The sequence below is a fragment of the Cryobacterium breve genome, from assembly GCF_027594785.1.
Classification (GTDB): Bacteria; Actinomycetota; Actinomycetes; order Actinomycetales; family Microbacteriaceae; genus Cryobacterium; species Cryobacterium breve_A.
The window spans coordinates 1,706,808-1,727,587 of record NZ_CP075584.1 but is presented as its reverse complement, the minus strand read 5'-3'; the positions used below and the strand labels follow the sequence as shown (position 1 = coordinate 1,727,587).

At 69.1% G+C, this 20,780-nt stretch carries 20 protein-coding genes and 6 pseudogenes; 19 read left to right on the top strand and 7 right to left on the bottom strand.

Going from position 1 to position 20,780, the window contains the following annotated elements:
- Positions 1–19: 19 nt before the first annotated feature.
- From rpsK to rplQ, 3 genes are all read left to right on the top strand, one after another.
- A complete protein-coding gene (gene rpsK, locus KIV56_RS08485) occupies positions 20–418 on the top strand; it encodes a 30S ribosomal protein S11 (protein ID WP_022883249.1) in 399 nt (132 codons plus the stop codon).
- Positions 419–593: 175 nt separating this feature from the next.
- Positions 594–1,583: a DNA-directed RNA polymerase subunit alpha gene (locus KIV56_RS08480; RefSeq protein ID WP_134449911.1), complete on the top strand. Its 990-nt coding sequence runs from the start codon at positions 594–596 to the stop codon at positions 1,581–1,583.
- 47 nt (positions 1,584–1,630) lie between these two features.
- On the top strand, positions 1,631–2,143 hold the full coding sequence (rplQ, locus tag KIV56_RS08475) for a 50S ribosomal protein L17 (protein WP_134557999.1): 513 nt from the start codon (positions 1,631–1,633) through the stop codon (positions 2,141–2,143).
- Between the two features lie 158 nt (positions 2,144–2,301).
- On the opposite strand, the gene KIV56_RS08470 is transcribed toward rplQ, so the two are convergent.
- From KIV56_RS08470 to KIV56_RS08460, 3 genes and pseudogenes are all read right to left on the bottom strand, one after another.
- Positions 2,302–3,219: an SGNH/GDSL hydrolase family protein gene (locus KIV56_RS08470; protein ID WP_281536270.1), complete on the bottom strand. Its 918-nt coding sequence runs from the start codon at positions 3,217–3,219 to the stop codon at positions 2,302–2,304.
- Between the two features lie 43 nt (positions 3,220–3,262).
- Positions 3,263–3,775, bottom strand: a pseudogene (locus KIV56_RS08465) (hypothetical protein); the annotation flags it as partial.
- A 178-nt stretch (positions 3,776–3,953) separates the two neighbouring features.
- A pseudogene (locus tag KIV56_RS08460) lies at positions 3,954–4,283 on the bottom strand (acyltransferase family protein); the annotation flags it as partial.
- A gap of 1 nt (position 4,284) precedes the next feature.
- On the opposite strand from KIV56_RS08460, the pseudogene truA reads away from it, so the two are divergent.
- The 4 genes and pseudogenes from truA (at position 4,285) to glmM (ending at position 7,818) form a co-directional block, all read left to right on the top strand.
- Positions 4,285–5,255: pseudogene (truA, locus tag KIV56_RS08455) on the top strand (tRNA pseudouridine(38-40) synthase TruA).
- Between the two features lie 191 nt (positions 5,256–5,446).
- Positions 5,447–5,893, top strand: coding sequence for a 50S ribosomal protein L13 (rplM, locus tag KIV56_RS08450; protein ID WP_134449915.1), 447 nt, complete (start codon positions 5,447–5,449; stop codon positions 5,891–5,893).
- Between the two features lie 49 nt (positions 5,894–5,942).
- Complete coding sequence (rpsI, locus tag KIV56_RS08445; RefSeq protein WP_134449916.1) at positions 5,943–6,428, top strand: 30S ribosomal protein S9; 486 nt, start codon at positions 5,943–5,945, stop codon at positions 6,426–6,428.
- A gap of 19 nt (positions 6,429–6,447) precedes the next feature.
- Positions 6,448–7,818 (top strand): phosphoglucosamine mutase, encoded by a 1,371-nt coding sequence (glmM, locus tag KIV56_RS08440; protein ID WP_281535890.1) that lies wholly within the window; start codon positions 6,448–6,450, stop codon positions 7,816–7,818.
- Here the strand turns inward: glmM and KIV56_RS08435 are convergent.
- Entirely contained in the window at positions 7,815–8,348 is a 534-nt protein-coding gene (locus KIV56_RS08435; RefSeq protein WP_281536106.1) for a YidC/Oxa1 family membrane protein insertase, read from the bottom strand. The genes glmM and KIV56_RS08435 overlap by 4 nt on opposite strands.
- 92 nt (positions 8,349–8,440) lie before the next feature.
- On the opposite strand from KIV56_RS08435, the gene KIV56_RS08430 reads away from it, so the two are divergent.
- Positions 8,441–8,563: a hypothetical protein gene (locus KIV56_RS08430; RefSeq protein ID WP_281535889.1), complete on the top strand. Its 123-nt coding sequence runs from the start codon at positions 8,441–8,443 to the stop codon at positions 8,561–8,563.
- A 92-nt stretch (positions 8,564–8,655) separates the two neighbouring features.
- On the opposite strand, the gene KIV56_RS08425 is transcribed toward KIV56_RS08430, so the two are convergent.
- Positions 8,656–8,955 carry a DUF6412 domain-containing protein gene (locus tag KIV56_RS08425; protein ID WP_281535888.1) on the bottom strand — a complete coding sequence of 100 codons (300 nt, stop codon included), beginning with the start codon at positions 8,953–8,955 and terminating at the stop codon, positions 8,656–8,658.
- Positions 8,956–9,024: 69 nt separating this feature from the next.
- Positions 9,025–9,980 (bottom strand): annotated as a pseudogene (gene coaA, locus KIV56_RS08420) (type I pantothenate kinase).
- 33 nt (positions 9,981–10,013) lie between these two features.
- Between coaA and glmS the strand changes: the two are divergent.
- From glmS to KIV56_RS08375, 9 genes and pseudogenes are all read left to right on the top strand, one after another.
- Positions 10,014–11,865: pseudogene (glmS, locus tag KIV56_RS08415) on the top strand (glutamine--fructose-6-phosphate transaminase (isomerizing)).
- Between the two features lie 37 nt (positions 11,866–11,902).
- Positions 11,903–12,259, top strand: coding sequence for a holo-ACP synthase (locus KIV56_RS08410; RefSeq protein WP_281535887.1), 357 nt, complete (start codon positions 11,903–11,905; stop codon positions 12,257–12,259).
- Positions 12,256–13,956 (top strand): alanine racemase, encoded by a 1,701-nt coding sequence (alr, locus tag KIV56_RS20340; protein ID WP_281535886.1) that lies wholly within the window; start codon positions 12,256–12,258, stop codon positions 13,954–13,956. The genes KIV56_RS08410 and alr overlap by 4 nt, the downstream gene beginning before the upstream one ends.
- Positions 13,957–13,965: 9 nt before the next feature.
- Positions 13,966–14,715, top strand: coding sequence for a tRNA (adenosine(37)-N6)-threonylcarbamoyltransferase complex dimerization subunit type 1 TsaB (tsaB, locus tag KIV56_RS08400; protein WP_281535885.1), 750 nt, complete (start codon positions 13,966–13,968; stop codon positions 14,713–14,715).
- Positions 14,649–15,140, top strand: a complete 492-nt coding sequence (gene rimI, locus KIV56_RS08395) for a ribosomal protein S18-alanine N-acetyltransferase (protein ID WP_281535884.1) — start codon at positions 14,649–14,651, stop codon at positions 15,138–15,140. Before tsaB ends, rimI begins: the two co-directional genes overlap by 67 nt.
- Positions 15,137–16,203 (top strand): annotated as a pseudogene (gene tsaD, locus KIV56_RS08390) (tRNA (adenosine(37)-N6)-threonylcarbamoyltransferase complex transferase subunit TsaD). Before rimI ends, tsaD begins: the two are co-directional and overlap by 4 nt.
- Positions 16,204–16,346: 143 nt before the next feature.
- Entirely contained in the window at positions 16,347–16,802 is a 456-nt protein-coding gene (locus KIV56_RS08385) for a DUF4190 domain-containing protein (RefSeq protein ID WP_281535883.1), read from the top strand.
- 89 nt (positions 16,803–16,891) lie between these two features.
- The gene (locus tag KIV56_RS08380; RefSeq protein ID WP_281535882.1) at positions 16,892–17,500 is read left to right on the top strand and encodes a hypothetical protein; all 609 of its coding nucleotides are present in this window, start codon (positions 16,892–16,894) and stop codon (positions 17,498–17,500) included.
- Positions 17,501–17,542: 42 nt separating this feature from the next.
- Entirely contained in the window at positions 17,543–17,953 is a 411-nt protein-coding gene (locus tag KIV56_RS08375) for a hypothetical protein (RefSeq protein WP_281535881.1), read from the top strand.
- Positions 17,954–17,988: 35 nt separating this feature from the next.
- Here KIV56_RS08375 and KIV56_RS08370 read toward each other — a convergent pair whose 3' ends face one another.
- A complete protein-coding gene (locus KIV56_RS08370) occupies positions 17,989–19,203 on the bottom strand; it encodes a class I SAM-dependent methyltransferase (protein ID WP_281535880.1) in 1,215 nt (404 codons plus the stop codon).
- Positions 19,204–19,353: 150 nt separating this feature from the next.
- Here KIV56_RS08370 and groES point away from each other — a divergent pair, with 150 nt between their 5' ends.
- Positions 19,354–19,650, top strand: a complete 297-nt coding sequence (gene groES / locus KIV56_RS08365; RefSeq protein WP_092339382.1) for a co-chaperone GroES — start codon at positions 19,354–19,356, stop codon at positions 19,648–19,650.
- A 164-nt stretch (positions 19,651–19,814) separates the two neighbouring features.
- Complete coding sequence (gene rarD, locus KIV56_RS08360; RefSeq protein ID WP_432432621.1) at positions 19,815–20,777, top strand: EamA family transporter RarD; 963 nt, start codon at positions 19,815–19,817, stop codon at positions 20,775–20,777.
- The last annotated feature ends 3 nt before the right edge of the window (positions 20,778–20,780 follow it).

The window sequence follows — 20,780 nt, the reverse complement described above, 5'->3', positions numbered from 1 at the left end:
TAGGATTCAGGAGAAATTCATGGCAGCACCCAAGTCGGCCGTACGGAAGCCGCGCAAGAAAGAAAAGAAGAACGTCGCCGTGGGCCAGGCCCACATCAAGAGCACGTTCAACAACACCATCGTCTCGATCACCGACACCACCGGTGCGGTCATCAGCTGGGCGTCCTCAGGTGGAGTTGGCTTCAAGGGTTCACGCAAGTCGACCCCGTTCGCCGCACAGCTGGCAGCCGAATCGGCCGCCCGCCAGGCGCAGGAGCACGGTATGAAGAAGGTTGACGTGTTCGTCAAGGGACCCGGCTCAGGCCGCGAAACCGCGATCCGCTCCCTTCAGGCCGCCGGCCTCGAGGTTGGCTCGATCAACGACGTCACGCCCCAGGCCCACAACGGTTGCCGTCCGCCGAAGCGTCGCCGCGTCTAAAGCACCCGCACTGGCCGGGTCCGTCCTCGTGACGGCACCGGCCGCCGCGGATCGCCGGGCCTGGACTGCTCCTCACGGAGGGGTCCAGGCCCCGCGCGATTCTTTTTTTCTTTCACACTCAACACCTCGCCTCGCAAGTGTCATATAGCGGACACTTTGCCGAAAGGAATCAATAGTGCTTATCGCACAGCGCCCCACGCTCACCGAGGAGAACATCTCGGAGTTCCGGTCCCGGTTCATCATTGAGCCGCTCGAGCCTGGCTTCGGTTACACCCTCGGCAACTCCATGCGTCGCACCCTGCTCTCCTCGATCCCCGGAGCCGCTGTCACCAGCATCCGCATCGACGGCGTGCTCCACGAATTCAGCACGGTTCCCGGTGTCAAGGAAGACGTCACCGAGATCATCCTGAACATCAAGGGACTCGTCATCTCGAGCGAGCACGACGAGCCGATCACGGCGTACCTGCGCAAGCAGGGTGCCGGCCAGGTCACCGCCGCCGACATCTCGGCTCCGGCCGGCGTCGAGGTGCACAACCCCGAACTGGTCATCGCCACCCTGAACGACAAGGCCAAGTTCGAACTCGAACTGACCATCGAGCGTGGCCGCGGCTACGTGTCGGCCACCCAGAACCGCAACGAGTACTCCGAGGCCGGCCAGATTCCGGTCGACTCGATCTACTCGCCCGTGCTCAAGGTGACCTACCGCGTCGAGGCAACCCGTGCCGGTGAACGTACCGACTTCGACCGCCTCGTCGTCGACGTGGAGACCAAGTCGGCGATTTCGCCTCGCGACGCCATCGCATCCGCCGGTCGCACCCTGACCGAGCTGTTCGGTCTGGCCCGCGAGCTTAACACCGCCGCAGAGGGCATCGAAATCGGCCCCGCGCCGGTCGACGCCGTGCTGTCGACCGAACTGTCGATCCCGATCGAAGACCTCGATCTGTCGGTTCGTTCGTACAACTGCCTCAAGCGTGAAGGCATCAACAACGTCAGCGAACTGGTCGCCCTCTCGGAGACCCAGCTGATGAACATCCGCAACTTCGGACAGAAGTCGGTGGATGAGGTCAAGGACAAGCTCGTCGAGCTTGGCCTGTCACTGAAGGACTCGGTGCCCGGATTCGACGGCGCCCACTTCTACAGCGGCTACGACGAAGAAACCATCTAAAAGCAGTCTCCCGACTGACTTTTGACTTTTGATACTGGAGATTACTAATGCCCACGCCCACTAAGGGAGCACGCCTCGGTGGCGGCCCGGCACACGAGCGCCTCATGCTCGCCAACCTTGCCGCCTCGCTGTTCACCCACAAGTCGATCAAGACGACCGAAACGCGGGCCAAGCGCCTTCGTCCGGTCGCCGAGCGACTGATCACGTTCGCGAAGAAGGGCGACCTGCACGCCCGTCGTCGCGTTCTGGCCACCATCGGCGACAAGACCGTCGTGCACGAGCTCTTCACCGAGATCGCACCCCAGGTCGCCTTGCGCGAGGGCGGCTACACCCGCATCACGAAGCTCGGCTTCCGTAAGGGCGACAACGCCTCGATGGTCCAGATGGAACTCGTTCTCGAGCCCGTCACGCCGAAGGTCAAGTCCGCGAAGACGTCCGCCGCTGCAGCTGCTGCAGTCGCACCCGTCGTCGTCGAGGCCCCCGCCGAGACCGAGGCCGTCGTCGACGCCCCGGCCGAGGACGAGGTCGTTGCCGAAGCTCCCGTCGAGGAAGCCAAGTAACCCTCGCTTCACCTGCTCCACCCGGAAGGGCCCGACTTCGGTCGGGCCCTTCCTTTGTGTCTCCCCCTCGTGAGGCATAACTCCGGCACATTCTGCTGTGGGGCCGGATCGGCCGCGTGATTCCACGGGTCCCGGCAGCCGGCCGGAATGTGCAGGAGTTATGCCCAGGGACGGAGGACGACGGGGTCCGGGCCGAGCCGGTAGGGGTCGCGGCCGTGCAGCGCATGCTGCGGGGCGAGCCAGTCCAGCGCCGATGCGACGCAGTCGGCGTAGATGCGCCCTCCGGTGGGGCCGGGGTGGATATTGTCCCCGGCCAGGACGTCGGTGTGCGGCGCGATCGCGTCGTGCCAGCCGGCGATGCCGACGAGGCGGTGCCGGGCCGCGAAACCGGCCAGGGCCTCGTTCACGCCCGCCGTCCAGTCCCGGTCGGCGAATGCCGTCACGAGCACGAGCTTCCGGTCGGGGCCGATCACGGACTCGATCGCGAGCAACTCGTCCGCGGTGATCGGCCCATTGGTGCCGAGCCCCACGACGACAACCGGGCGGAGCGTACCCGCGCTCGCCTGGGCGGCGAGGATGTCGGGAGCGGCACGCATCCCCCGGGACACCGCGGCGTCGATCAGGATCCCCGGGAACCGGTCCTCGAGCTCGGGGGCCGAGGCGAGCATCACGGAGTCGCCGACGGCCGAGATCAGGTCGCCCTCGGCGACCGGCGCCGGCGCCGCGGTCGGGTCGCTCTTCCGTTCCGCGTTCTCGCGCTTCCGGTCGGCCTGGGCGGCGTCGAGCAGCTGGCGGCCCCGGGTGATCTGCGCCTGCGCGCTCGTCTCGGCGGGGGCTACGACGACTGCGGCCGTCGTGCCGCCGACGAGGATGAGGCCGAGCATCGCGGCGACGCCGACGACCCCGAGCCGGGACCACGACTCGGTCGCAAAAGCCGAGAGGGCACGGATGCTGCCGCGCACGCCCCTGCGCCGCACCGGTTGCTCGAGCCACCGGTAGGAAGCCGCGGCCACGGCGACGGCGACGGCGACGGCGAGCAGGCTCCACCCCGATGCCCGCGGCGGGCCAGGCCACACCGGCGAGCACGAAGACCGGCCAGTGCCAGAGATAGATGCCGTACGACCGCTCGCCGAGCCAGCGGAGCACGGGGGTGTCGAGCCATCGGCCGAACCGGTCGCCGCGCACGGCCGCCCAGATCACGGCGCAGGACAGCAGGCTGATGGCGGCGAGGCCACCCCGGTAGGCGAGGGGACCCGCAGCGGGCAGCCAGGCCGCCGCGGCGCCGATGCCGACGAGCGCCGCGAGGCCGAGCCAGGGCCGCAGCCGGGCGGGGGAGACGAGCCGGTCGGCGAAGCGGGTGAAGCCCGCCGAGCCGGTGCGGGCGACGGTGGCGCTCGCGGTTCCGGTCGAGGTGCCGGTCGGAGCGCCCAGGCCGTTCGGGCGCCGCAGCAGGAGCGCGAGGGCCGCACCCGCGAAGAGTCCGAAGCTGTGCGTGTCCGAGCCGTAGTAGACCCGGGTCGGGTCCGCGCCCGGCTGGAACAGGAACCCCATCCACACCAGCGAGCCGAGGCCCAGGGCGCACACGAGCACGAGCCGGAAGCGAGAGGACCGCACGAGCATCAGGGCGAGCAGCGCAAACGGCCAGACCAGGTAGAACTGCTCCTCGACGGCGAGGGACCAGAGGTTCCGGAACAGGCTCCGGGCTCGTCGCCGAGAAATAGCTCGCCGAGCCCGCGATCGACACCCAGTTGTAGCCGAACGTCGCCGCGCCGAGCACCTGCCAGCCGAGGCCGACGAGCACGTCGCCGCCGAGCATCCACGCGACGGTGCAGCAGATCAACACGAGGGGAACGAGGGGCGGAACGAGCCGGCGTACCCGGCGCCCCCAGAAACGGCGCAACGAGATCCGGCGGGACCGGGCGTATTCGTCCACGAGGAGACCGGTGATCAGGAACCCGCTGATCACGAAGAACACGTCGACGCCGACGAAGCCGCCGGGTAGCGCCTGTGGGAAGAAATGGAAGACAAGTACGACGCTCACGGCGATGCCGCGCAGGCCGTCGAGGCCGGATAGCCGCTGCGCAGCCCGGGGTTCAGAGTCCGGGCGCAGAGATACGGGGGTGCGGTAACTGGGTTTCATAATGGTGAGCGGAGCCGGTCCGGGTTCAACGATACCCGGCCCGGCACTTACACTTACGTCCGTGAATCTTCCTGCCGCCCCCGTTGTCTCCCCGCTCCCGGAGAACACCCGGATCAGGCTGGACATCGCCTACGACGGCACCGATTTTTCGGGTTGGGCGATTCAACCGGAGCCCCGAACCGTGCAGGGCCAGATCGAGGCAGGGCTCGCCGCGATCCTGCAGAGCTACCCGCCGTACCCGTCCCTCATCGTCGCCGGGCGAACGGATGCGGGGGTGCACGCCCTCGGCCAGGTCGCGCACTTCGACCTCACCCCCGACCAGGTCGCGAGCCTGCTCCGACGGGGAAGGGGACGGACCCCCGCGACCCTCGCGGTGATGGTGCAGCGGAGGCTCGGCGGGATCCTGGTGACCCAGCCGGAGATCGTGATCAAGGCATCCGCCGTCGCACCCCCGGATTCGACGCGCGGTTCTCGGCGAACTGGCGACGCTACGAGTACCGGATCGCCGACTCCGTACTCGGGCACAACCCGCAGGACCGGCTGCGCACGACCTGGCACGGCTTCGCGCTCGACCTCGAGCCGATGCAGGTGGCCGCGGCGTCCCTGCTTGGGCTGCACGACTTCGCGACGTATTGCAAACCCCGCCCGGGTGCCACGACGATCCGCACCCTGCAGGAGTTCAGCTGGCGGCGGGATCCGGACGGTGTGCTCGTCGCCACGGTGCAGGCGGACGCCTTCTGCCACAGCATGGTGCGTGCGCTCGTCGGGGCGTGTGTCGCGGTCGGGGAGGGACGGCTCGCGGGGGAACGGCTTGCGACGCTGCGGATCAACCGGGCCCGCACGAGCGAGTTCAAGGTGATGCCGCCGCAGGGTCTCACCCTGCTCAAGGTCGACTATCCCGCCGACGACCAGCTCGCGGCCCGCGCCCTCGAGACCCGCGCCCGGCGCGCCCTCGACGAGGACGAAGAGTAGCGCAGCGCGAAGCCGAATCGCGCCGCCGAATTGCGCCGGGGCTCCCGGCGGACTAGCATTGACCTTTGGTGTCTGTGCGTTGCAGCCAGGCACGCGAACGTGAGCCCTCCATCGATCGTGTTCCCCGTCGGGGAACACACCCGGAGCGGGATTCACGAACACCTCCGTTCGAACAAGAAAGCAGCACAACAGTGACGCGCACTTATACTCCCAAAGCAAGCGAAGTCCAGCACGACTGGGTCGTCATCGACGCCACAGACATCGTGCTCGGTCGTCTTGCCAGCCACGCCGCCGTTCTCCTCCGGGGGAAGCACAAGGCAACGTTCTCTCCCCACATGGACATGGGAGACTTCGTCATCATCGTCAACGCCGAGAAGATTGCCCTGACCGGCAAGAAGCTCGAACTGAAGATCGCATACCGCCACTCCGGTTACCCGGGCGGCATTTCCGCCCAGAACTACTCGGAGATGCTCGAGAAGCACCCGACGCGTGCGGTTGAGAAAGCGATTCGCGGCATGCTGCCGAAGAACTCGCTCGGTCGCGCCCAGCTCGCGAAGCTCAAGGTCTACGCCGGCCCGGAGCACCCGCACGCTGCGCAGCAGCCCAAGCCGTACACCCTCTCCCAGGTCGCTCAGTAGCGCCGGCCACCAGACTTCTCGACTCTAAGAAAAAAGGATTCACACCATCGTGGCGAAGATCGCAGATCAGATTGACCAGGCTCCGGAGAGCTACTCCACCGAGACCCCGGCCGAAATCGTAACCAAGGCGCCCCGCGCCGTCCTCAACGTTCCCGGCGCAGCCGTGGGTCGTCGCAAGCAGGCCATCGCCCGCGTGCGCATCGTTCCCGGTTCCGGCACCATCACGGTGAACGGTCGCGAGTTCGGGGACTACTTCCCGAACAAGCTTCACCAGCAGCTCATCAACGACCCGTTCAAGGTCCTCGACCTGATCGGCAGCTACGACGTCATCGCACGCATCACCGGCGGTGGCCCCTCCGGCCAGGCCGGCGCACTGCGTCTCGGCATCGCGCGTTCGCTCAACCAGATCGACGAAGAGAACAACCGCGCCATCCTCAAGAAGGCCGGCTTCCTCAACCGTGACGCTCGCGTCAAGGAGCGCAAGAAGGCCGGACTCAAGAAGGCCCGTAAGGCGCCTCAGTTCTCGAAGCGCTAGTCAGATAGTCGGCGCCGACATGCCTCGACTTTTCGGCACCGACGGTGTTCGGGGCCTGGCCAACCGTGACCTCACGGCTGGCCTGGCCCTGGGCCTCGCCCAGGCGAGTGCCGCTGTGCTGACCCAGGGACGCCGCGCTGAATCGCGACGCGCCGAGGGCCGCCGTCCGGTCGCCGTCCTCGCGCGTGATCCCCGCATTTCCGGCGAATTCCTCGCCTCGGCAGTGGCCGCAGGCCTCGCCAGTTCCGGCGTCGACGTCCTTGACGCCGGCGTCATCCCCACGCCGGCCGCGGCATTCCTGATCGCGGACATCGGCGCGGACTTCGGCGTGATGATCTCCGCCTCGCACAACCCCGCCCCCGACAACGGCATCAAGATCTTTGCCTTCGGTGGCACCAAACTTCCCGACGACGTCGAGGATCGCATCGAGGCCCACCTCGACCACGACAAGCTCACGCCGATCGCCGGCGACGTCGGCCGGATCTCCCGCTTTGCGGACGCAGAAGACCGTTACGTCGTCCACCTTCTCGGCACTCTCCCGCACCGCCTCGACGGTATCCACGTCGTCCTCGACTGCGCCAACGGCGCGGCCGCCGGCGTGTCCCCTCAGGTCTTCACGGATGCGGGCGCGCGCCTGACCGTCATCGGCGCCAACCCCAACGGACTCAACATCAACGACGGGGTCGGCTCGACCCACCTCGACAACCTCGCGAAGGCCGTCCTCGAGCACGGTGCCGACGTCGGTATCGCGCACGACGGAGACGCCGACCGCTGTCTCGCCGTGGACCGGAACGGCAATGTCGTCGACGGTGACCAGATCATGGCGATCCTCGCCGTCTCGATGGCCGAGCGTGGCGTGCTCAAGGACCGCACGCTCGTGGCCACCGTGATGAGCAACCTCGGCCTCCGCCGCGCCATGGCGGCCAATGACATCCGCATGATCGAGACCAAGGTCGGCGACCGCTACGTGCTCGAAGAGCTCAACGCGAACGGCCTGTCCCTCGGCGGGGAACAGTCCGGACACGTCATCATGACCGACTTCGCGACCACCGGTGACGGAATCCTCACCGGACTCCACCTCGTGGCCGAGATGGCCCGCACCGGCAAGCCGCTCCACGAACTCGCCGCCGTGATGACGGTGTTCCCGCAGATCCTCGTGAACGTTCGCGGCGTCGATCACCACGCACTGAAGTCCGACGAGGTCATTGCCGCCGCCGTCCGCGCGGCCGAAGCTGAACTCGGCGACACCGGCCGGGTGCTGCTGCGTCCGTCCGGCACGGAGCCCATGGTGCGCGTCATGGTCGAGGCGGCCGATCAGGCCACCGCCGACCGGCTCGCGCACTCGCTCGCGGACGTCGTGCGCGAGCGCCTCGCCCTCGACTCCCTCTAGGATCCGGGCCCGCTCGCAGCGAACGATCGGTAGAGGATGCCGCGTTCGACGAGCGTCCAGGTCGTCGAGACCGTGAGGTAAAGCGTCGCCGCCAGCGGCACAATGCTCGCGAAGGCGACCGTCAGGAACGGGAGCCAGCTGAGGACGGCGGCGAGCCGTGACTCCGTCGGCCGGGCTGTCGGCACGACCGGCGGCGCGTATGTCCTGGCCAGGCGCCGAGAGAATCCAGCGGCCAGGGCGATGACGGCCAGGAGCGCTGCGAACAGCAGGAGGCCCGGCCACACCGGCGCGGCACCCAGGAACGTGAGGAACGACGTGCCGAGCGGCACGCCGCCCAGTTCCTGCGCGAGCAGCGGGTTCGGCTGCCCGTTGATGCTGGCGAGGATGAAGAGCGCGTACACGGTCGACACGACCGGCGCCTGCAGGAGCGTCGGCAGGCATCCGGCCAGGGGTGACGCCTTCTCGGCCGAGTAGAGTTCTGCGGTCTTGCGGGTGAGGAGCTCGGGGTTGGCCCGGTACCGGTATTGCAGGCTCCCGGAGTTTCGGCGCGAGGCGCCGGCGGACGAACTCGGCGCGCACCTGGGCGCGGCCGACCGGTACGAGAACCGCCCGCAGCAGGAGCGTGACGAGGACGATCACGAGGGCGGTGCTGCTCGCGCCGGTAACGGGTGCGAGCGCGGAGGACAAGGCGGTGACGGCCGCAGAGGCGGCTTGGAGCAGGGCTGCGACGGGCGCAACGGAATAGAAGTCCACGGAGGATATCCCAACGGTCGGAGGAAGAATGGTCGCGTCTGCGGTCGCGCGACCTTGCCCTGCGTTGGAGCTGCCGGCTGGGGACTAGGCGACCGCGGGCGGCCGACCCGGTGCGCGCGGGCGTGGACGCCCGGCGGTGTTGGGATGACTCGGTGCGGCGCGTTCGCTGAGCACCTCGCGGTGTCGGTGCGAGCGACGGCCGACCGTGATCTCGAGGGCGTCTGCGGCCGTGAGCCGGCACTGGACCCCGATCGCGAGCGCGACGCCGAGTACAGCGACTCCGGCGAGGAACATGATCCCCGGTTCGGTCGGCACGAGGATGAGCGTGAGCAGCGGACCGGCCAGGTACAGCACCAGCGCGGTGTACACGGCTCTCACGATCACGCCTCCAGTCGGGTCGGCCAGAACGATTGGTGAGTCGACTCTACGCCGCAGGCGGATGCCGCGCGGGGCTCAGAGCTTCCGGAGCAGCACCTTCGACACAGTGTGGTTCTCGTCCTTGCGGAGCACCAGGGTGGCCCGGGAGCGCGTCGGCAGGATGTTCTGCACGAGGTTGGGCTCGTTGATCTCGTCCCAGATCCGGCGGGCCTCACGGCGGGCCTCGTCCTCGGTCATCGTCGCGTAGCGGTGGAAGTAGGACTTCGGGTTGCTGAACGCGCCGCGTTGCAGGCGCAGGAACCGGTCGACGTACCAGCGGGCGATGTCCTGGGTGCGCGCATCCACGTACACGGTGAAGTCGAACAGGTCGCTGACCGTGAGCCCGTGCCCCGTGGTCGGCGGTGCGAGCACGTTGAGGCCTTCGACGATGAGGACGTCCGGCTGGCGCACCACGATCTGCGCGTCGGGCACGATGTCGTAGTTCAGGTGCGAATAGAACGGAGCCCGCACCTCGGCGGCGCCGCCCTTGACGGCGGACACGAAGCGGAGCAGGGACCGCCGGTCGTACGACTCTGGAAATCCCTTGCGGGCCATCAGTCCGCGCCGGGCCAGTTCGGCGTTCGGGAACAGGAACCCGTCTGTCGTCACGAGTTCGACCCGGGGGTGTCCTCCCAGCGGGCGAGCAGTTCCCTGAGCAGCCGGGCGATGGTCGACTTGCCGACCGCGACGGACCCGGCGACGCCGATCACGAACGGGGTACGGCGGGCGCGTTCGCCGAGGAAGTCGCTCGTCGCCCGGTGCAGCTGGCTCGCTCCGGCGGCATAGAGATTGAGCAGGCGGCTGACGGGCAGGTAGACATCGGTCACCTCGCCGAGGTCGAGCGGCTCTCCGAGGCCGCGCAGCTGCACGATCTCGGTCTCACGGAGGGGGAGCTGGGTGGTGGGTGCAAGGGCCGCCCAGTCCGCTCGATCCAGCTCGACGAACGGTGTGGTGTGGCCGTTGTTCCAGAGGCTCGCGGCTGGATCGGACATTCCACACAGCTTAGTCGGACTAAAATCGGGGCTATGTGCGGAATCGTGGGTTATGTCGGGGAAGATAAAAGCGTCGAGGTCCTGATGAGGGGGTTGCGGAGACTGGAATACCGCGGTTACGACTCAGCAGGGATCGCCGTCATCGACGATGACGGCGTGTTGAACACCAGGAAACGGGCCGGAAAGCTCGCCGTCCTGGCCGGCGACCTCGAGGCCAATCCGATCAACAATGGGCGTACCGGCATCGGCCACACCCGCTGGGCCACCCACGGCGGACCGACCGACGCGAATGCGCACCCGCATCTCGGCGACAACGGCAAGCTCGCCCTTATCCACAACGGAATTATCGAAAACTTCTCGGTCCTCAAGGAGGAGGCTCCTCTCCGAGGGCTTCACCTTCGAGAGCGAGACCGACACCGAGGTCGCCGCTGTGCTCCTCGGCCGCGAATACCAGCGCCTCGGCGACCTGAGCGCCGCGTTCCTGAGCGTCGTCGGCCGCCTGGACGGCGCGTTCACCCTCCTCGCGGTACACCAGGACCAGCCCGGCGTCGTCGTCGGCGCCCGTCGCAACTCCCCTCTCGTGATCGGCCTCGGCGACGGCGAGAACTTCCTCGGCTCCGACGTCGCCGCGTTCGTCGAGTTCACCCGCCGTGCCGTCGCCGTCGGCCAGGACCAGATCGTCACGATCACCCCCGAGGTCGTCACGATCACCGACTTCGAGGGCAACCCCGTCGAGTTCGAGGAATTCGACATCGCCTGGGACGCCTCCGCCGCTGAAAAGGGCGGTTGGTCGAGCTTCATGGCCAAGGAAGTCTCCGAGCAGCCCGACGCCGTCGCCAACACCCTGCTCGGCCGCATCCACGAGGGCCAGGCCGTCGTGCCCGAGCTCGAGGCCTTCGGAGACGACGTGCTCGCGAGCATCCGCCGGATCGTCATCGTCGCCTGCGGCACCGCCGCGAACGCCGGCTATGTCGCCAAGTACGCGATCGAGAAGTGGACCAGGGTCCCCGTCGACGTCGAGCTCAGCCACGAGTTCCGCTACCGCGACCCGGTGCTCAACCCGGAGACCCTGATCATCTCGATCAGCCAGTCCGGCGAGACCATGGACACCCTGATGGCGGTCAAGTTCGCCAGGGAGTCCGGCGCCAAGGCCATCTCGATCTGCAACACCCAGGGTGCGACGATTCCCCGCGAGTCGGACGCCGTGATCTACACGCACGCCGGCCCCGAGGTCGCCGTGGCCTCGACGAAGGGCTTCACCGCCCAGATCGCCGCCCTCTACCTCTTCGCCCTGCACCTCGCCCGGGTGCGCGGCAGCATCACCGAAGCGGATGCCGCGGCCGAGGTCGTCGAGCTCCAGGCCATTCCCGCGAAGATCGCGACCACCCTGCTCCAGGAGAGCGCCGTGCACGAGCTCGCCGCCTGGATGTCGGACACCCGTGCCGTGCTCTTCCTCGGTCGCCACGTCGGTTTCCCGATCGCACTCGAGGGCGCGCTCAAGCTCAAGGAACTCGCGTACATCCACGCAGAAGGCTTCGCGGCCGGCGAACTCAAGCACGGCCCGATCGCGCTGATCGAGCCGGGCCAGCCCGTCTTCGTCGTCGTGCCGAGCCCCCGCGGTTCCGCTCACCTGCACCCCAAGGTGGTCTCGAACATCCAGGAGATCCGCGCCCGTGGCGCCCGCATCATCGCGATCGCCGAAGAAGGCGACGTGGCCGTGCTGCCGTTCGCGGACACCGTCCTGCGGATCCCGCTCGCCTCGCCGCTCTTCGAGCCGTTCCTCGCGGTCGTCCCGATGCAGATCTTCGCGATGGAGCTCGCAACGGTCAAGGGCCTCGACGTCGACCAGCCCCGCAACCTCGCGAAGTCGGTCACGGTCGAATAGACACGGGCGGAACGGGAACGGGCAGGCGGGCACGGGAGTGATTCGCGGCATCGGCGTCGACATCGTCGACCTCGACCGGTTCGACCGGCAGGTGCTGCGCACCCCGGGTCTCGTTCCCCGACTGTTCGCGGCCGGGGAACGTGGCCTGCCCACCCACTCCCTCGCAGCGCGATTCGCGGCCAAGGAAGCACTGATCAAGGCGCTCGGCGACAGTGCGGGCACGAGCTGGCAGGAGATGGAAGTCGTGAACGACGAGCACGGCAACCCCGGATTCCGGCTCAGCGGGGTCATGGCCGAGGTGCTGCGCGTGCGCGGAGTCGACTCCGTGCACCTCACCATGACCCACGATGCGGGCGTCGCCTGCGCCTTCGTGGTGCTCGAGGGTGCGTCGTGAGCGAGTTCCGCGAGGCCGTCATCGACCTCGGTGCGGTGGCCGCGAACGTCGTCCACCTGCGCGCGGCGATCGGCACCCCGCACTTCATGGCCGTCGTCAAGGCCAACGCCTACGGCCACGGAGCGGCCCCCATCGCCCGCACGGCCCTCGCCGCCGGAGCAGACTGGCTCGGCGTCGCCGACCTCACCGAAGCGCACGCGCTCCGCGACGCCGGCATCGAGGCCCCGCTACTGGCCTGGCTGCACGGGCCAGACACCGATTTCGCCCCCGCCATCGCAGCGGACATCGACCTGGGCATCTCGTCCGCCCGCCAGCTGAGCACCGTTGCGGATGCCGCCGGCCGGCTCGGCCGCGTCGCGCACGTCCACCTGAAACTCGACACCGGCCTCAGCCGCAACGGCCTGAACGGGCCGGACTGGGCCGAGGTCTTCGCGCTCGCCGCCGGTTTCGAACGGGACGGCCTCGTGCACGTCCGCGGCATCTTCAGCCACCTCTCCAACGCCTCCCCGGTGGCGGACGACGAGGCCGTCGCCCGCTTCACAACCGGCCTCAACCTGGCCGCAGCGGCAGGGCTGACCCCGGAGCTCGCCCACCTCGCGTCGACCGCGGCCGCGCTGCGCCTGCCCGCCGCCCGGTTCTCGATGGTGCGGATCGGCATCGGGCTCTACGGACTGTCCCCCTTCGACGACGCGAGCCCGCGGGAGCTCGGCCTCGCACCGGCGATGACCCTCCGCGCGAGCGTCGCCGCCGTGCGCCGGGTGCCCGCGGGAGCCGGCGTGTCCTACGACTACCTGTGGCGTGCCCCTGAGGACGGCAACCTCGCCCTCGTGCCCCTCGGCTACGCGGACGGCGTGCCCCGCTCCGCCTCCGGCTCCGCCCGGGTGAACATCAACGGCCGCGGCTACCCGATCGTCGGCCGCATCGCGATGGACCAGTTCGTCGTGAGCGTCGGCCAGGACCGTGTCGACGTCGGGGACGAGGTCGTGCTCTTCGGCGACCCCGACGTGCGTGGGGGGAGGGTCGGAGCCGGTGCCGAGCGCGGCCGACTGGGCGGATGCCGCCGGCACGATCAACTACGAGATCGTCACCCGGATCGGGCACCGCGTGCCGCGCAGCTACCGGGCGGTCCTCAGCGAGAGCAGGGAGCCCGCGCGATGAACCGCCGGGTGATCCCCGACGCCGCCGCGATGCACTCCTGGGGCGTCCGAGTCGCCGCTGGGCTCCGTTCGGGCGACCTGCTCGTACTGACCGGTCCGCTCGGCGCGGGCAAGACCACCTTCACCCGCGGCCTCGGCGTCGGACTCGGGGTACGCGGCGCGGTGACGAGCCCGACCTTCGTGCTCGCCCGCACACACCCGAGCCTCGTCGGAGGCCCGCCGCTCGTGCACGTCGACGCCTACCGGCTGCAGGGCGCGATGGAACTCGACGACCTCGACATCGACTTCGAACACTCGGTCGTCGTGGTCGAATGGGGTCGCGGCCTGCTCGACGGCGTCGCCGAATCCTGGCTCGACATCGAGATCGAGCGGCCGACGGGCGCACTGCAGACCGGGCCGGCGGGCGCGGCCGGCTCCGCCCGGGCATCCGCCGCCCCCGGCCTGGACCTCGACGTCGACCTCGACGAACCGCGCACCGTCACCATCACCGGATTCGGCCCCCGCTGGGCCGGGTTCGAGAGCGCGTGGCTCGGGGAATAGGCTGAACGGGTGCTTCTCGCCATCGATACCTCCGCCGGAACCAGCGTCGCGGTCGTCGACGGGGACCGCGGCGTGCTCGCAGACATCGACACCGCAGACACGATGCGCCACGCCGAGGTGATCGGCACCCTCATCGCCGAGTGTCTCGACCGGGCGAACGTCCGGGTCACCGACCTCACCGGCGTCGTCGGCGGCATGGGCCCCGGCCCCTTCACCGGCCTCCGCGTCGGCATCGCCGCCGCCCGCGTCTTCGCGCTCGGCGCCGGCCTGCCCTTCCACCCGGTGATCAGCCACGACGCCATCGCCCTGGGCCGCTACCGGGCCGGCCACACCGGCGGCCTCGTCGTCGTGACCGACGCCCGCCGGCGCGAAGTCAACTGGTCCGCATACAGCGGGGCGGATGCCGCGGGCCTGCCCGTGCGCCTCGCCGCGCCCGGGGTCGCGAAGCCGGCCGTGCTGCTCGAGTCCGACTGGGCCTACGCCGACCTCTCGCGTGCGGATGCCGTGACCGTGCCCGCCGCCGACCTCGGCCGGGTCGCCGAACTGCTGCTCAAAAACGACCGGGCCTTCGCGACAGACGCCGCCTTCTACCTGCGCTCGCCCGACGTCACCCTGCCCAACGGCCCGAAACGGGTGAGCCTGAGTGACCTGGCAGGCTCCGCCGCGCCCACGCCGGCGACCTCGACGGCATCATGGCCCTCGAGACCCGCCTCTTCGAGAACGACGCCTGGTCCGCCGAGGGCATGCTCCGCGACGTGACCGACCCGGACTGCTACTACCTCGTCGCGGTCCCGCCTGACCAGCCCGACCGCATCGAGGCCTACGCCGGGCTGCTTGCCCCGCGCGGCGCCCTCGAGGGCGACATCCAGACCATCGCCGTGACCGAGACGGCCCGCCGCAAGGGGCTCGGCGGCACCCTCGTGCAGAGCCTCATTACCGAGGCCCGCAAACGCGGCATCCGCGAGGTGTTCCTCGAGGTCCGCGCCGACAACCCCGGCGCCCAGCGGGTCTACCTCCGGCTCGGCTTCGAAGAGATCGGCGTGCGCCGCGGCTACTACCAGCCCGACAACGTCGATGCGCTCGTGATGCGCCTAGCAGTGCCGCCCGCGGAGGCGGCGCTCGCCGCGCCCGACCCGGTGCTGTCCCAGACCGACCCGACGGATGCCGCGGAGGCGACCGAATGAACCGCGACAACCCCCTGGTGCTCGGCATCGAAACCTCGTGCGACGAAACCGGCATCGGGATCGTGCGCGGAAGCCGGCTGCTCTCCAACACGATCGCCTCATCGATGGACGAGCACGCCCGCTACGGCGGCGTCGTACCCGAGGTCGCGGCCCGCGCCCATCTCGAGGAGCTCGTCCCGATGATCCGCGCAGCGACCGAGGACGCGGGCATCCGCCTCGAGGACGTCGACGCGATCGCCGTCACCTACGGCCCCGGCCTGTCCGGAGCACTCATGGTCGGCGTCGGCGCCGCGAAAGCCCTCGCGATCGCCCTCGGCAAGCCGATCTACGCGGTCAACCACCTCGTCGGCCATGTCGGCGCCGACGTTCTCCAGACCGGCACCGAACCGGGAACGGAGCCCCTCGAATACCCGACGATCGCCCTCCTCGTCTCCGGGGGCATACCTCGCTCCTCCTCGTGCGCGACCTCGTCTCCGACGTGGAACTGCTCGGCGAGACCATCGACGACGCGGCGGGGGAGGCCTTCGACAAGGTCGCCCGCATCCTCGGCCTGCCCTACCCCGGCGGCCCGCAGATCGACAGGGTGGCGCTCGGCGGCGACCCGGGATACATCCGCTTCCCGCGCGGCCTCAGTCACCACAAGGACATGGAGCACCACCGCTACGATTTCTCCTTCTCCGGACTGAAGACCTCGGTCGCCCGCTGGGTCGAACAGACCCGCGACGCGGGGGAGACCGTGCCGCTCGCGGACGTCGCGGCGAGCTTCCGGGAGGCCGTCATCGACATCCTGCTCACCAAAGCCGTCGCCGCATGCACCGACCTCGGCGTGCCGCGCCTGCTCCTCGGCGGCGGGGTGATCGCGAACGCGCGGCTCCGTGAACTCGCCGTCCAACGAACGGATGCCGCCGGCATCGCGCTGCGCATCCCGCCGCTCGACCTGTGCACCGACAACGGCGCCATGATCGCCGCACTCGGCGCCCAGCTGATCATGGCGGGACACGAGCCGTCGACCCTCGACTTCGGCGCGGATTCGACACTCCCCGCCTCGGTCATCCAGGGCTGAAACTTCCGTCCCACCTCGCCTTCCTGTGCATCCGCGATACGCTGGCGGGAACAGACCTGGCGCGTCATGCACGTTGACACCCGTTCGATCGGGGTGCCACTATGGCACCGCCAGCTGATCGAAGCCCAAAGGAGCCGTAAGTCATGACCGACCCGAACCAGCCCCCGGTAACCCCGCCCCCGGTGAACCAGCCCCCGATCTATCAGGCACCCGCGGCACCGGAGTACCCGGCATCCGCCGCCCCGGCTTACCAGGCGCCCGCCGCACCGGCATACGGCGCTCCTGACACCTACGGCCAGCAGCAGTACGGCCAGCCGCAGCAGTACGGCCAGCAGCCCTATGGCCAGCCCCTCGCCCAGGACAAGTACAACGTCCTCGCGATCGTGTCGCTCGTCTCGGCATTCTTCGTCTCCCTCGCCGCGATCATCACCGGCCACATCGCGCTCAGCCAGATCAAGAAGACCGGGGAGAAGGGCCGCGGCCTCGCGATCGCCGGCCTCGTGCTCGGCTACCTGGGTATCGTCGCCGGCATCATCGCCACGATCCTCTTCGTGGTGCTGATCAGCACGGCCTCGACCAACGGATACTCCAGCTACTGAGGCCCCAGCTGGCCCGTCACCGCTGACCCGTCGTTGACGCTGACCTGTCGTGGCTGACGCCCCGCCAATACAGTGGAAAGGAACAGCTCATGAGTGATGTGAACGCACCGCGCGCCTCGGGACTTCCTCCCATACCGGAAGTCCCGCAAGTGCCCGACGTGCCGCACGTGCCCGACGTTCCCGAGGTTCCGCCGATTCCGCGCGGCGAGTCCGCCGGGCCCCCTCTCTCGGCTCCTCCAGCGGCGCCTTCCGATGGTCCGCCCGGAACGCCGCCGCCCGCGGCATCCGGCGGCGTTCCGGGCGGTGCCCCGCCATTCGCGGATCCTTCGCCCGGTGGTCCTCCTTCCGCCGGACCGCCGCCACCACCCGCGTCCGGGTACCCGTACCCGCCCGCCCAGGGGACACTGGCTCCGACCCGCCAGCCGCTGCTCAGCATCCTCTCTCTTGTCGCGGGTGTCGTCGGACTGCTGGGTCTCCCGGTTGCCTTCATCCCCTTCGTCGGCGGGGTGCTCACCCTGCTGCTTCCGGCCGCGGCCATCGTGCTCGGTGCCCTCGGCCGCACGAAGGAACCGCGCGCCCGTGCCCTGTGGCTCACCGGCCTGATCACGGGCATCGTCGGCGTCGCCCTCTCCCTGCTGAGCATCGTCGTCTGGATCATCGTCTTCGCAAGCGTGCCGAGTACCGATTACTATCGCTGAGAGCCCGTTCGCCGGGCGCAGTGACCGGACCGGGAGGCCGCAGTGACGGATGCACGACGCGCTACCGCGGCCGGCGACGACGTCGGCCTCGAACTCACGCGCCCGCCGGAGGAAGTCACCGGCGAGCTCGACTACGCCTCAACCGTGACGGCTCCCACCGAGTGGGTGCCGTACGTCTACACCGAGTCCGAGCTTCGCGCCCTCTCCCGCAGGCGCGCCATCGCCGTCGCATCCCTCGGATTCGGCGCCGTCGGACTCGCCGGCGCCGTCTTCGTGGTCTGGGCCGCGCCGCTCTCGCTCACGGCCGTCATACTCGCCGTCTGGGCGAGCCGTACCGAACGCGCGGCCGTGTCGATCTGGGCCTGGGGTCTCGGCACCGGCCTTGCCGGCCTCGTCATCGCCGCCGGCTGGATCGTGCTGATCAGCCAGGCCATCAGCCCCATCCCGCACTGACCACTCCGGGCCAGTCGTGCGCGGCGCCGGCGCACTCAGCGCGGCGGCTGCACCCGCTCCACGAGCAGCGCGACCCTGCGGCCGCCCGCGCGGGTGAGCACGAGCGTGGCCGACTCGGGTCCGTGCAGCTTCAGCCGGGTGCGGAGCACGGCCGGGTCGACGTCCACGCCGCGCTTCTTGATCTCGAGCGTCCCGATCCGGCGTTCCTTGAGCGCGAGCCGCAGTTTCTTCTCGTCCACCGGCAGCGATTCGAGAACCCGGAACGCCGTCGCGAACGGCGTCTCGTGCAGTGACTCGGTTTTCAGGTACGCGATGCCCTCCCCGAGCATCAGCGCGTCCATGCTGCGGGCCAGGTCGCCGATCAACCGTGCCCGGATCACCGCGCCATCCGGCTCGTACAGGTAGGTACCGGGCACGCCCGCGTCACCGGCGACGCTGTCGACGTCCACGCTGTCTGCACCCGCGGTGAGCTCGTGCCGACCGCTCCTGCCCAGGAGCAGGGCCGAGCGGCGGATGCCGTCGCGTGCGAGGGCGCCGAACCAGAGGCCCATCTCGACGAGCTTTCCGTCCACGGAGACCCACTGGGCTTCCGCGGCGGCGGGAATGGCGTCGCGGTCGTGGCCCGGACCGAGCTTCACGCCGATCGGCATCCGCTCGCTCAGGCCGAAGACGAAGTCGAGGTTCGGCGAATAGTCTTCCGGCCGGGTCAGCCGGGAGGTATTGCTGTGGCCGGCGGTGCGGCGGGCCGGGTCGAGCCAGGCCGCGTCGAAGCCGGTGAGGTCGAAGGTCTCCGCGTCGCCGTGCACGACGCTCGCATTGTCGAAGGGAGCGAGGTTGTAGCTCGCGACCGTGGCCGTGACCTCGTCGGTGTCCACGGCGGTCACCTGGATGTCGAGAGCGGCGAGGGCCATCGAGTCGCTGCCGATGCCGCTCCCGAGGTCAGCGACCCGGTTCAGGCCGGCCGCGGCGAACCGGCCGGCGTGCAGGGCGGCGACGTTCAGCCGGGTGGCCTGTTCGAGACCGGCCTCGGTGAAGAGCATCCTCCCGGCGAAGTCGCCGAACTTGGCGACAGCCTTCGCCCGTAGCCGGGACTGGCCGAGCACCGCAGTCACAAGTCCCTGCGGGTGACCGGCCTTGCGCAGGTCGCTCACGAGGCGCACCACATCGGAGGAGTTGTCCCAGGGCGGAAGCGAGTCCAGCAGGCGCAGCCCATCGGGGGACAACAGGTCAACAAGCTCGGAGCGTTCCATTGTCCAAACGATATCAAGCCGTGGCCGCCGCGCCCGGAACGCCCGAGTCTGGCACTCACGTTGCGTGAGTGCCAGATGCGCCCTAAACTCGCTGTTAGCACTCTCGCTGTGAGTCTGCCAACCAAGTCTTAGCTAAGAAAGAGGTCAACCGTGTCGGTCTCCATCAAGCCGCTCGAGGATCGCATCGTCATCAAGCAGGTCGACGCCGAGCAGACCACCGCATCAGGTCTGGTCATCCCTGACACTGCCAAGGAAAAGCCCCAGGAGGGCGAAGTTGTCGCCGTCGGCCCCGGCCGCATCGACGACAACGGCAACCGCATCCCGCTCGACATTGCCGTGGGCGACAAGGTCATCTACTCCAAGTACGGCGGAACCGAGGTCAAGTTCGGTGGCGACGATCTCCTCGTCCTCTCCGCACGCGACGTGCTCGCCGTCGTCGTCCGCTAGGGATCCTTCCCAGGCGCCACGCACGACCGCACTGCACGTATAGACAACACAAAATCCCGGATGGCCTGCTCATCCGGGATTTTGTGTTCCCCAGGCCCGCTTGAACGCGGCCAGAACCACCCAGAGCACGCTGACGCCGGGCACGCCCGCGAAGGGGAATCGTTGTGAGCCGCACACCGAGACAGCCGGCCGAACCGACCAGCGGACTCGCCTTCGCGATCTCCGCGTACGGCCTGTGGGGCCTGCTCCCACTCTTCTTCCTGCTGCTGCACCCGACGGGACCCTTCGAGGTCGTGGCCTGGCGCGTGCTCTTCTCGCTGGTCTTCTGCCTCGCCCTGATCACCGCCACCCGGGGCTGGCCCGCCCTGCTCGTGGTGCTCCGTCGTCCGAAGACGGTCTGGGTGATGGGCCTGGCCGGACTCCTGATCTTCGTCAACTGGCAGACCTACGTCTTTGCGGCGCTCACCGGGCACGTCGTCGAGGCGGCCCTCGGCTACTTCATGAACCCGATCGTCACGGTGCTGCTGGGCGTCTTCGTCCTGCACGAGCGGTTACGGCGCATCCAGTGGATCGCGGTCGCGATCAGCGTGGCCGCCGTGCTCGTGCTCACGCTCGGCTACGGGTCGCTGCCGTGGATCTCCCTCGTCCTCGCCCTGTCCTTCGGTTTCTACGGCCTGATCAAGAAGAACGTCGGCCCCGGCGTCGGCGCGCTCACCGGGCTCACCCTCGAGACCGCCTGGCTGATGCCGATCGCGATCGCGGAGCCTCCTGATCGTGGGCGCCGTGACGGGGCTCACCTTCGGCACTGTATCGCCGTGGCACACCGTCGGCCTCGTATCGACGGGCGTCGTGACGGCCGTCCCGCTGTTGTTCTTCGCCGCGGCCGCCCGACGCCTGCCGCTCAGCGTGCTCGGCCTCGTGCAGTTCATCGCTCCGGTGCTGCAGTTCCTCGTCGGCGTCTTCCTCCTCGGCGAGCCCATGCCGCCCGAACGCTGGGTCGGCTTCGGACTCGTCTGGGTCGCGCTCGTGATCCTCACGGTCGACATGGTCGTCACCGGACGCGCCCCGCGGCGAGCATCCCCCGAACCCCTCTGACCGGAGATACGCTCGAAGGACTCCACCTGTGAAAG